Origin of the sequence: Arthrobacter sp. CAN_A214 (assembly GCF_015751955.1) — a bacterium.
Taxonomy (GTDB): Bacteria; Actinomycetota; Actinomycetes; order Actinomycetales; family Micrococcaceae; genus Arthrobacter_D.
Genome location: NZ_JADOUU010000023.1, coordinates 19,107 through 30,096, shown reverse-complemented (window position 1 = coordinate 30,096; position 10,990 = coordinate 19,107). Strand labels below are relative to the sequence as shown.

At 65.9% G+C, this 10,990-nt stretch carries 10 protein-coding genes; 2 read left to right on the top strand and 8 right to left on the bottom strand.

Annotated features, from left to right (window positions below; genetic code table 11):
* Positions 1–685: 685 nt before the first annotated feature.
* Complete coding sequence (locus tag IWX65_RS14620) at positions 686–1,057, bottom strand: VanZ family protein (protein ID WP_196883936.1); 372 nt, start codon at positions 1,055–1,057, stop codon at positions 686–688.
* A gap of 282 nt (positions 1,058–1,339) precedes the next feature.
* Between IWX65_RS14620 and IWX65_RS14615 the strand changes: the two genes are divergently transcribed.
* Positions 1,340–2,167, top strand: coding sequence for an SGNH/GDSL hydrolase family protein (locus tag IWX65_RS14615; RefSeq protein ID WP_196883935.1), 828 nt, complete (start codon positions 1,340–1,342; stop codon positions 2,165–2,167).
* A gap of 45 nt (positions 2,168–2,212) precedes the next feature.
* Here the strand turns inward: IWX65_RS14615 and IWX65_RS14610 are convergent, their stop codons facing one another.
* From IWX65_RS14610 to IWX65_RS14595, 4 genes are all read right to left on the bottom strand, one after another.
* A complete protein-coding gene (locus tag IWX65_RS14610) occupies positions 2,213–2,914 on the bottom strand; it encodes a FadR/GntR family transcriptional regulator (protein ID WP_196883933.1) in 702 nt (233 codons plus the stop codon).
* On the bottom strand, positions 2,911–4,092 hold the full coding sequence (locus tag IWX65_RS14605) for an L-talarate/galactarate dehydratase (protein ID WP_196883931.1): 1,182 nt from the start codon (positions 4,090–4,092) through the stop codon (positions 2,911–2,913). Before IWX65_RS14605 ends, IWX65_RS14610 begins: the two co-directional genes overlap by 4 nt.
* A 72-nt stretch (positions 4,093–4,164) precedes the next feature.
* On the bottom strand, positions 4,165–5,154 hold the full coding sequence (locus tag IWX65_RS14600) for a 2-hydroxyacid dehydrogenase (protein ID WP_196883930.1): 990 nt from the start codon (positions 5,152–5,154) through the stop codon (positions 4,165–4,167).
* A complete protein-coding gene (locus IWX65_RS14595; RefSeq protein WP_334683888.1) occupies positions 5,151–5,885 on the bottom strand; it encodes a GntR family transcriptional regulator in 735 nt (244 codons plus the stop codon). Before IWX65_RS14595 ends, IWX65_RS14600 begins: the two co-directional genes overlap by 4 nt.
* 122 nt (positions 5,886–6,007) lie before the next feature.
* On the opposite strand from IWX65_RS14595, the gene IWX65_RS14590 reads away from it, so the two are divergent.
* Complete coding sequence (locus IWX65_RS14590; RefSeq protein WP_334683887.1) at positions 6,008–6,937, top strand: dihydrodipicolinate synthase family protein; 930 nt, start codon at positions 6,008–6,010, stop codon at positions 6,935–6,937.
* 173 nt (positions 6,938–7,110) lie between these two features.
* Here IWX65_RS14590 and IWX65_RS14585 read toward each other — a convergent pair whose 3' ends face one another.
* From IWX65_RS14585 to kdgD, 3 genes are read right to left on the bottom strand one after another with little or no spacing between them, the layout of a single operon-like run.
* Positions 7,111–8,439, bottom strand: a complete 1,329-nt coding sequence (locus IWX65_RS14585; RefSeq protein WP_196883929.1) for an enolase C-terminal domain-like protein — start codon at positions 8,437–8,439, stop codon at positions 7,111–7,113.
* Positions 8,436–10,043 carry an aldehyde dehydrogenase (NADP(+)) gene (locus IWX65_RS14580; RefSeq protein ID WP_196883928.1) on the bottom strand — a complete coding sequence of 536 codons (1,608 nt, stop codon included), beginning with the start codon at positions 10,041–10,043 and terminating at the stop codon, positions 8,436–8,438. The genes IWX65_RS14585 and IWX65_RS14580 overlap by 4 nt, the downstream gene beginning before the upstream one ends.
* 10 nt (positions 10,044–10,053) lie before the next feature.
* Positions 10,054–10,968, bottom strand: a complete 915-nt coding sequence (gene kdgD, locus IWX65_RS14575) for a 5-dehydro-4-deoxyglucarate dehydratase (RefSeq protein WP_196883927.1) — start codon at positions 10,966–10,968, stop codon at positions 10,054–10,056.
* Positions 10,969–10,990 lie beyond the last annotated feature (22 nt).

Genomic DNA, 10,990 nt, shown 5'->3' with positions numbered 1-10,990 from the left:
ACCGGGACGGAGGCGACCACCGACACCACTCTCGAACTCAGCGCCTAACAACTAAAAGGATCACCGACCGCTACACCAACACCCGGGACTTGACCCGTTCCGGCCATAACGCGGCGAAAGACTCCTTCAACGCAAGTTCATACCACTCATTATCCTGATCGCCGGTCGAATCAGAGCACGAGACGATGTTGATTGCGATGGCTTCCCTGTAGTCGAGCCGTGTGAAGACCTCATCCACGGAGGACACGCGCGAGTCGGCAATAGTGGCCTGTAGTGCCTTGCCGGCAAAGGTGCGGAAAGGCCTGCGTTCCCAGCTCTCCCCTCGCTGCAAAGGGTGAAGTTATGCTCGGTTGCGTGTGTTTGGTGGGCCGCGGGTTCCGGCTCCGTACGTGAGGTGCAATCCTTGGGCAGATGGATCTTTGATACGTCCAGCGTCGGAGGAATTAACAAGGTAGGCGCAGTACTCGGAAAGGTAAGCTCACGGCCTATCGCCGGGGATACATCAATGACGATAAACTACGCACAGCCGCCGGGAAGCTGGCAAGCGGGTACAGGAACTACTTGCAGAGATTCACTCCGCAACTATCCTGCAGGCCCAGCGTACGCCGATCCACTGTGGTCGTGTCCGCGAGGGCGGTTTTGCCTTGGGTTGGATGTTGATAGTAGGTAATGCCCGCACCTGCGCTTATTCTCGGCATCCGCGGCGCCACCACAGCGCGCCCCACGCGACCACAGTCCCCACGAGGGCACCGAGACCGTTGGCTATGACGTCGTACGGGGTAGCAAAACGCTGGGGGAGCAGCACGAGCTGCGTCAGTTCGATCAGCATCGACAGGCCCAGGCCCATCAAAGGCCCGAGCCAGCGCCAGCCGCGTGACGCCAGGATGAACCAAAACAGGCCGAACGGAACGAACATGGCGATGTTCGCCGTGAACTCCACCAGGCCGTAGTCGATAAAGGTGGGGAGGCCGTGCCGGTGGAGGAAACGGAGCCCGCGGTACAGGATGCCCGCGGATCCGCTGTCCACCGGCGTCCGCTTGAAGACGACAAGTGCCACGCAAGCCAACCAAACAGCGCACAGCATACCGGTCACCGTTCGATACCTGCGCGAGGGCAAGGGGGCGATGGTCAGAGTGGTCCTCCGGCGGAAGCGATGAAAGCGGAACCTCCATTATGCGGCAGGATCCGTATCGGGCCAGGGTCCGGCGGGTCCTACGGAGTAAGCGGAAACCGCGGGGTTGAAATTCACCCTGGCCGGTGAAGCGGCCTTGGGGCATGGTTCAGGTTAGCGGCCTCGTACTATTGGGGCAGTATCGGTCTCACAACATGGGGAATCATATTGCCGTCAGCACGAAAATCGAAGCTCCGAGCGTTCGTCTCGAAACGGCTCAATCCCATTGCGGCTACCTGTTTCGGGCTCGGCGTCATCCTTGGCATCACCGGTCTCTATCTGAACCAGCAGGACGTCCTCCAGGCAAACGCGGAGGCTGCGCGCACCTACCAGTCCAGCCCGGTGTTGCCGCCGACCACAGCGCCCACAGAGAGCCCCGACCCGACGCCCGAGGCAACGCCCGGACTCGTCGCGGCTGAATCACAAGCGCTCTTCATCGGCGACTCATTCACCGAAGGTTTCGGGACAACAACCCCCTCCGAGGAAGGCTTCGCCCGAGTCCTCTCCCGTGCCCGGAACTGGGATGCGGTGGTAGATGGAATGGGCTCGACCGGCTTCACCTCTGGGAGTGGCATGGATGACGCCGACGGGAATGAGTACCGGGCACGCATCGCCGAGCACGCGGACAACGCAGACCTGGACCCGGCCGTTGTCGTTCTCCAGGGCGGCCTCGACGACCCCAGCGCACTGAGTGTTCCGACAATCAACGCCATCAGCGCGACAGTGGAAGCCGCTACTGCGGCATGGCCTCATGCACGAATAGTCGTGATCGGCCCCGTCGCGCCCTACCCGGCAAGCGAAACGCTCCTGGAAGGGACAGCGGTAACCCGAACCGGCGCTACCGTGGCCGACGCGGAGTTCATTGACCCAGCGCCGTGGTTCACCCCGGAGAACAGCGAAGGCTACGACGCCGGGGACGGCTACCACCTCACCACTGACGGCCACGCTTTCCTTGCCGAGAAGGTCAACGAAGCCCTGGTCAGCTCCGGGATCTAGGTTTACACGGCGCCGAGGGAGGTCAGGGGCCATCCCCACGACGGTTCAGGCCGGCGTCGTCTTCATCGCCGGGAGCAGGCGGACCCGCGAGTTCGCCAGGTGGGTGCGCATGGCGGCCGCCGCGCTCTGGGGGTCCTCGCGGTCGATGGCGTCGGCGATAGTGCGGTGTTCCTCGATGACGCGGTCGAAATGCTGCCGCTGGGCCGTGGTGTCCGGCTGCATGAGCCGGGTTTGCGGCATTGAGATCATGGTCGGACCGAGGGACGTCAGCAGGTCCAGGTAGAAGCGGTTGTTGGAGGCGATGGTGATGTTCCGGTGGAAAGAGAAATCGGCCTCCACCGCGTTGCTGGGCAGGTCCCTCGCGCGAATGAACTCTCCGAGGGCCCGGTCGATGGCGGCGAGTTGGGTAGGGGTGCGGCGACGTGCCGCGAGCGCCGCCGCCTCGACCTCCGTGCCGAGTCGAAAGTCCAGCAGGTCAAGCCGATCCTGGAAGGTCCGGACGTTCTCCGGGTCGGCTGCGAAGGCCTGCGTGCTGGGGCGGGTGAGCACGTAGGTGCCTTTGCCCCGGTAGGTTTCGACCAGCCCGGCTGCGTGGAGCCGCGAGATCGCCTCCCTTACCACCGTGCGGCTCACGGAGAATTGCTCCTCCAGGGCGCTCTCCGCCGGCAGCTTGTCGCCGGGCCGGATATCGCCGTCGATGATCTGCTGGCGGATGTTCTCGACGACGGTGGCCGTCAGGCTGCTCATCTGCTGCCGAACTCCACGGTGTCGGTGGTCCAGGCGAGGGCCTGGTCACTGAGGGTGAAGCCGAGGCCGGGGCGGTTGGGGACGATCATCCTGCCATCGCGGGTTTCGAGGCGCTCGTTGAAGAGCGGGTTGAGCCATTCAAAGTGCTCCACCCACGGTTCCCTCGGGTACGCGGCTGCCAGGTGCAGGTGGATCTCCATCGCGAAGTGCGGGGCGAGCTGGAGCCCGGCCTGGTCGGCCAGGGCGGCGAGGCGGAGGAACGGGGTGATGCCGCCGATCCGTGGAGCGTCCGGCTGGATGATGTCGACGGACCGGTTGTTGATCAGGCTGATATGTTCGCTCACGCTGGAGAGCATCTCTCCGGTGGCGATCGAGGTGTCCAGCGCCTGGGCGAGCTGTGCGTGGCCTTCGGCGTCGTAGGCGTCGAGGGGTTCCTCGATCCAGACGAGGTTGAACTGCTCCAGTGCGCGTCCCATCCGCATGGCCGTGGGCCGGTCCCACTGCTGGTTGGCGTCCACCATGAACGGGACGTCCGGGCCGAGGTGCTCGCGCAACGCCGACACGCGGGCCAGGTCCACCCGCGAGTCCGGGTGCCCCACCTTGATCTTGATCCCGCCGATGCCCTCGGCGAGTGACTGCGACGCCCGCTCCTTGACCTCTTCGACCGGCGCCTGAAGGAAGCCACCGGAGGTGTTGTACGTCTGGACCGAGTCGCGGTACGCACCCAGCAGCTTGGACAACGGAAGGGCGGCGCGCTTGGCCTTGAGGTCATACAGGGCGATGTCGAGTGCGGCAATCGCCTGGGTGGCGACGCCGCTGCGCCCCACGGAGGCGCCGGCCCAGAGGAGTTTCTGGTAGATCCGGCCGATGTCGCTGGGGTCCTCGCCCAGCAGGTTACCGGCTACCTCCTTGGCATGGGCGTACTGCGCCGGCCCGCCGGCCCGCTTGGAGTAGCTGAACCCGATACCGGAGTGGCCGCCGTCGGTAGTGATCTCCCCGAAGAGGAACACGATCTCCGTCATCGGCTTCTGCCGGCCGGTGAGTACCTTTGCATCACTGATCGGCGTGTCCAGCGGCAGGGTCAGGGTGGAGAGCTTTACGTGCCGGATGCGGTCGGTGGTGGCTTCTCCTCCCGATAGTGCCGCGAGGGGATCAGTTGCGAGGAGGATGTCAGTCATCACGGGCCTTGGGTTAGGAAGTGGAATATCCTGAGAATACAAGTTGCTAACTTGTATTACAAGTACTAGGTCCTACTTACCGGCGACCGGTTCCACCACGGGTGTTTCGAGGGCTCCGTCGGCCAGGAACTTCCGGAGGTTGGCCAGGGTCAGTGCTGCCATGGCAGCGCGCGTTTCGTGCGTCGCACTGCCGACGTGGGGTAGCAGGACAACGTTGTCCAGCTCCCGCAGCTTTTGCGGGACCGCCGGTTCCTCGGCGAAGACGTCCAACCCGGCGCCGGCGATGGCGCCGGATGCCAGGGCGTCGACGAGGGCTGCCTCGTCGACCAGGCTGCCCCGGGCCACATTGACGAGGTAGCCTTCGGGCCCGAGCTGTTCCAGGACGGCCGCATCAATAATGTGCCGTGATTCATCGCCGCCCGCGGCCACGACGATCAGCACGTCCGAACGCCGTGCGAGCTCCTGCAGCGAGGACACGTACTCGTAGGGGGAGCCTCCCACCTCGCGGCGGTTGTGGTAGGCAATGGTGCAGTTGAACGCTTCGAGCCGGCGCGCAATGACCGTGCCGATCCGGCCGAGCCCCACGATGCCCACGGCCCGATTGCTGGCCTGCCTGGTCAGGGGAAAGTTGCCCTTCGCCTCCCAGTGCCCCCGGCGCACGTAGCGGTCCGCCGCACTGATGCGGCGCAGGACATCGAGGTACAGAGCGAGTGCGGTGTCCGCCACGCAGTCATTGAGTACGTCGGGGGTGTTGCTCACGCCGATCCCCCGCTCCGCTGCCTGCTCCACATCCGTGGTCTCGTAGCCGACGCCGAAGCTGACCACGGCGCGGAGATTCGGCAGCGCCCGCATCAGCCCGGTTCCCACGCCGACGCGCCCGGAGGCGACGGCGACGGTGAACTCCGCACCGCGTTCCGCGAGGAAGCGCGCCTGTTCGTCGGTGTCCGAAGGTAACTGGACGGCGTCGTGATCCTGGTCGAGCACGTCTCCCACCGCGGGCATCAGCGGCCCGACCTTCAGAACCGCGTGCTTGGTCGTATCCCCGGGCGAAGTGAAGCTCATTGAGTGTTTCCTCCTGGAACGGTAGTGCCGTTGATGGTGCGTGCTGCTTTCACGGAGACTCTGAATGATGTCAGAGTCCGGTCGAAGAACCCCTGCAGATGCGCGCGGAGCAGTTCCGCGGCCTGGTCGCCGTCGCCGCTCGATGCGGCTTTCAGGATGGCCGAGTGTTCCTGCCATTCGGTCTGCCAGGTGGGGGAACCTTCCCAGCCGATCACGCTGATCAGGGCTGCCCGGTCCCGCAGGTTCTCGAGGATGTCGATGAGGATAGGGTTCCCGCACCCCGCGTACAGCTCGGAATGGAGCCGGCGGTTCAGGAGGCTCAGCGTGCCCCGGTCATCGGCCAGTGCTGCCTCTTTCGACTGGGCAAGGAGTTCCGCGGCCGTCGTCAGGCTTTGTCTGCTGCCCTTGTTCACCGAACGCCGGACCCCCTCCGGTTCCAGGAGCAGGCGCACTTCGTAGACCGAGCGGATGAAGTCCTCATCCACGGTGGTCACCGACGCGCCCCTATAGGGGACGAAGGTCACCAAACCGGACTGCGAAAGAACCTTCAGCGCCTCCCGCACGGGAGTCTTGGAAACCCCCATCGCCCGGGCCAGCTCCGCTTCCACCAGTGCCTGTCCAGGCACCAGCCGCCGCGTGAGGATGGCGCTGCGGATCTCGGCAATCACCTGATCGATGCGTGACTGCGGCGCATCGAGCCTGCGGGCAATCATGCCCGTGCTTTCGGTCACGGAGGCAGCTCCTTCGACGGGTAAATGGTTTCCGGGCCATCCTACCGTTGACCCGGCATCTCTTGATATCTACTATATGAGATATTAGAGCGCTCGCACTCCTCCCTGGAAGAAGGTTCATCGTGGAATTCCCTCAGCTGCGCGACGCCATGGCCGGAATCGTCGCCATCCCGGTCACCCCCTTTGCCCCAAACGGCGCCATCGACGGACCTGCGTATCGGGCGGTTCTGAACCACATGGTCGATCACGGAATCAAGGTGGTCACCCCCAACGGGAACACCAGCGAGTACTACGCCCTGAGCCCGGCTGAAACCCGCGAAGTGCTGGATGCCACCGTCGACGCCGTAGGAATCACGGCGGTGATCGTGGCAGGTGTCGGCGGATCCCTTCCCCAGGCGGTCGAGGCCGCCGAACATGCTCGGGCGGCGGGCGCGCACGCCATTATGATCCACCAGCCCGTTCACCCCTCCGTGAGCCGTTCCGGCTGGGTGGATTACCAGGCGGAGATTGCCGCCGCAGTTCCGGAACTGGGGGTGGTCATCTACCTGCGCAACCCCACCATCGAAGGAAGCGACATCGGGGAACTCGCAGGCCGGGCCCCGAACCTCGTCGCCGTCAAGTACGCGGTTCCCGACCCCGTTCGTTTCGCGACGGTGATGCAGGGCTGCCAAGCCCAGAACATCGTGTGGATTGCAGGACTCGCGGAGTCTTCGGCGCCGGGCTACTTCGCCTACGGTGCCACCGGGTTCACCTCCGGCCTCGTCAACCTCGCCCCGGAACTGTCCCTGGATCTGCTGGACGCCCTTCGGAGCGGCGACCGGGAGAAAGTGATGGGAATCTGGGCCACCATCCGCCCCTTCGAGGAACTGCGTGCCCGTAACAACTCGGAGCACAACGTCAGTGTGGTCAAGGAAGCCCTCGCGCAGCTTGGCCTGTGCAGCCGGGACGTCCGGCCTCCGATCTCCACCCTCAATGACGATGACCGCGCAACTGTCACAGGATTCCTCGGCGCGCTGGTCGGGGGCCGGGATCTGGCCAGGGCCGCATCGTGACCTTTCGGATGGCTGTCCATGCCGCTCAGGGCATTCTCGCGGTTGCCGAGAACCGGACGCCGCAGTGGCCGGTCCGGTTCCCTGCGGAGCAGTCGGTAGGGAAGGGCTGAGGCGCGCTCCGGGGGTACGAGGAGGACGGGGCAGCTGGTTGCAGACCTGGCAGCTGATACCGATCACCGAACGAGGCAGGGCTTCTTCGGGTCGAAGCTCCAGTTCGGCACGAGGTACTGCATGGTGACGGCGTCATCCCGGGCGCCGAGGCCGTGTTCGAGGTAGAGCTCGTGTGCTGCCTGGAGCGCATCGCGGTCGAGGTCGATGCCCAGACCGGCTCGCTGCGGCACGGTAATGTGCCCATCCTCGATCTTCAGCGGATCCTTGGTCAGCGGTTGACCGTCCTGCCAGATCCAGTGTGTGTCCAGGGCGGTGATGTCCCCAGGGGCCGCTGCCCCGACATGGGTGAACATGGCCAGCGAGATGTCGAAGTGGTTGTTCGAGTGCGATCCCCAGGTCAGCCCGAAGTCGTTGCACAGCTGCGCGACCCGCACCGAGCCCTGCATCGTCCAGAAGTGGGGATCGGCCAGCGGGATGTCCACGGCGTTGGAGCGGATGGCGTGCGCCATCTGCCGCCAGTCGGTCGCCACCATGTTCGTCGCCGTCCGAAGCCCTGTTGCCCGCTTGAACTCGGCCATGGTCTCCCGCCCGGAGAATCCACCTTCGGCGCCGCATGGATCTTCGGCGTAGGCGAGGACGGAGTGCAGGTCGGAGCACAGCTCGATGGCTTCCTTCAGCAGCCATCCGCCGTTGGGGTCCAGGGTGATGCGGGCGTTGGGGAACCGTGCCGAGAGGGCCCGGACCGCCTCGACCTCCTCAGCGCCGCTCAGGACGCCACCCTTGAGCTTGAAGTCCTGAAAGCCGTACCGGTCCTGGGCCGCTTCGGCCAGGGCGACGATCGCCTCCGGAGTCATCGCTTCCTCCCGGCGGAGCCTGCCCCAGGCATCCGAGGTGTCATCACCGCTGAGGTAGGGGAGGTCGGTGCGCTTCCGGTCGGCCACGTAGAACAGGTAGCCGAGCATCTGGACCCGCTCGCGCTGCTGGCCTTCACCCAGCAGTTCCGCGACGGGAACGCCCAGGTGCTGGCCCATCAGGTCAAGGAGGGCCGACTCGAGGGCGGTGACGGCATGGATGGTCGTGCGGAGATCGAAGGTCTGCGCGCCACGGCCTCCGGAGTCGCGGTCGGCGAAACGTTCCGACACCTGCCGCAGCAGTTGGCGGTACAGCGCGATCGGCTGGCCCGTCAGCAGTTTGCCGGCTTCCTCGATGGTGGTCCGGATGGCTTCCCCACCCGGCACCTCGCCGAGCCCGGTTCTGCCTTCACTGTCGGTGATGATGGCGATGTTGCGGGTGAAGAACGGGCCATGGGCGCCGCTGAGGTTCAGCAGCATGCTGTCATGGCCGGCAACCGGGACAGCCTCGATGGAGACGATCGTCGGAGTGGAACTCATCGGTCGGTCTCGGGCGTGACGGTTCCGTTGACGCGGCGGCTGAGGTGCCAGGGGTTGGCGTCCTGGAGGGGTGCGGGCAGGAGTCCGTCGGGGATGTTCTGGTAGCTGACGGGGCGCTGGAATCGGGTGATGGCCAGGGTTCCCACGGAGGTGGTGCGGGAATCGGAGGTGGCGGGGAACGGGCCGCCGTGCACCATTGCGTGGCCCACTTCGACGCCGGTGGGCCAGCTGTTGAACAGGATCCTGCCGACCTTGCGCTCCAGGACCGGAAGCAGGGGTGCAAGGGCGGCGTGGTCGGTCGGGGTGCCGTGGATGGTGGCGGTGAGTTGACCTTCGAGGCTTTCCGCGGCGCTGGTGAGGTCCCCAGCCGTGGTGTAGCGGATGAAGACACCGGCAGCGCCGAACACCTCTTCCTGGAGGGCAGGGTTCTTCTCGAAGGATTCCACGCTGGTGCTGAAAACGGCCGGCGCGGGCGCGTTCTCGGTGGTACCCGGCTGTCCCTGGGCCAGGGCGGTCACGGTGGGGTCCTCACGGAGCCGGGTAATGCCGGCGATGCAGGCCTCGGCGATGCCGGGGGTGAGCATGGTGGCCCCGGGGGTGCCCTTGAGGATGTTGTCCGCGGCGTTGATGAACGCATCGCCCTGGGCGCCGGTGGGCACGAAGATCAGTCCGGGGTTGGTGCAGAACTGCCCCGCCCCCATGGTCAGTGATCCCACGAAGTCGGCGGCGAGTTTGTCCACGTCGCCCTCAAGGGCTCCGGGCAGGACGAAGACCGGGTTGATGGAGGACATTTCCGCGTAGACCGGAATGGGTTCCGGGCGTGCCGCGGCGGTGGCCATCAGGGCGAGGCCGCCGCTGCGTGAGCCGGTGAAGCCCACGGCCTTGATGCGGGGATCGGCGACGAGTGCCTGCCCGATGGAGCGGCCGGCTCCGAACACCAGGGAGAACACTCCGGCGGGCAACGCGCTGTCCTGGACGGCCTGGGTGATGGCCTGGCCGACGAGCTCGGCGGTTCCAGGGTGGGCGTTGTGGGCCTTGACGATCACCGGGCAGCCCGCGGCCAGGGCCGAGGCGGTGTCACCGCCGCCGGTGGAGAAGGCCAGGGGAAAGTTGCTGGCACCGAAGACCGCGACAGGCCCGAGGGCGATATGGCGTTGGCGGATGTCCAGGCGGGGGAGGGGCGCGCGGTCCGGCTGGGCCGGATCGATGCGGGCCTCGACATGGTCACCCTGGCGGACGACGGCGGCGAAGAGCCGCAGCTGTCCCACGGTGCGGGCGCGCTCGCCCTCGATGCGCCCGGCGGGCAGCGCTGTTTCCAGTACGGCGCGTTCTGTCAGGGCCGAGCCCAGGGCATCGATGTTGTCGGCGATCCGCTCCAGGAAATCGGCGCGCTCGGTGGGTGTCGTCGCCCGGTAGGTATCGAAGGCCGCCTCGGCGGCCTTCGTCGCCGTCGTGAGCTGGTCCTCATCGATCAGGGCGATGGCGGGTTCGAGCTTCTCGTTGGTCGCGGGGTTGATCGCGTACACGCTCGCGGCGTTGCCCGCGGTGGGCTCGCCGGCAAGAATGGACCGGCCGGTCACGGCTGGGGTGAAGGTGGTGGTCATGAGAATGCTCCTAGCTGATCTTCTTGATCAGAGTGGATAGTTCGAAAAGGTCTGCTTCGGTGAGGTTCTGCAGGGGTGGCCGCACCGAACCGCCATTGCGGCCCACGGCGTCGAGGCCGGCCTTGATGATGGACACCCCGTAGCCTTTCACGCGGTCGCGGATGTCCAGGTAGGGGATGACGAAGTTGTTGAGTTTTTCGTACACGGCGGTGCGGTCCTGGGCAATGACGTCCTTGTAGAACCCGAGGGCGAATTCGGGAACGAAGTTGAACATGGCGGAGGAGTAGGTGCTGACGCCGAGCTGCAGCAGCGGCAGGGCGAAGGTTTCGGCGGTCGGCAGGCCGCCGATGTAGGCCAGACGGTCGCCAACCCGGGCGTAGATGCGGGTCATCTGCTCGATGTTGCCGATGCCGTCCTTGAAGCCGATGAGGTTGGGGTTGCGGTCCGCGAGAATGGCCACCGACCGGTCGTTGAGCACGGCGTTCGCCCGGCTGTACACGATGACGCCGAGGTTGGTGGCCGCGCAGACGGCGCTGACGTGTTCGATCAGGCCTTCCTGGTCGGCTTCCGTGAGGTAGGGCGGCAGGAGCAGGACGCCGTCGGCTCCGGCTGCTTCGGCCGCGCGGGCCTGTTCCATGGCGGTGAACGTGCCGCCGGTGGCGGGGGCGATGACGGGGACCTTGCCGCCGATCTCGTCGACGGCCACCCGGACGACCCGGTCGATCTCGGCGGTGGTCAGGGAAAAGCCTTCACCGGTGCCGCCGGCAGCGAACAGGCCGGCGACGTCGTAGCTCGCCTGCCACGCGAGGTGGTTCCGGTAGCGGCCCTCATCGAACTGCAGCGTCTCGTCGAAGTGGGTCACAGGGAAGGAGAGCAGACCCGATTTGACGCGCTGCGCCAGCTCGGAGGGATTCAGGTGGGCCACGGGTAGGTCCTTCGGTAGGGCG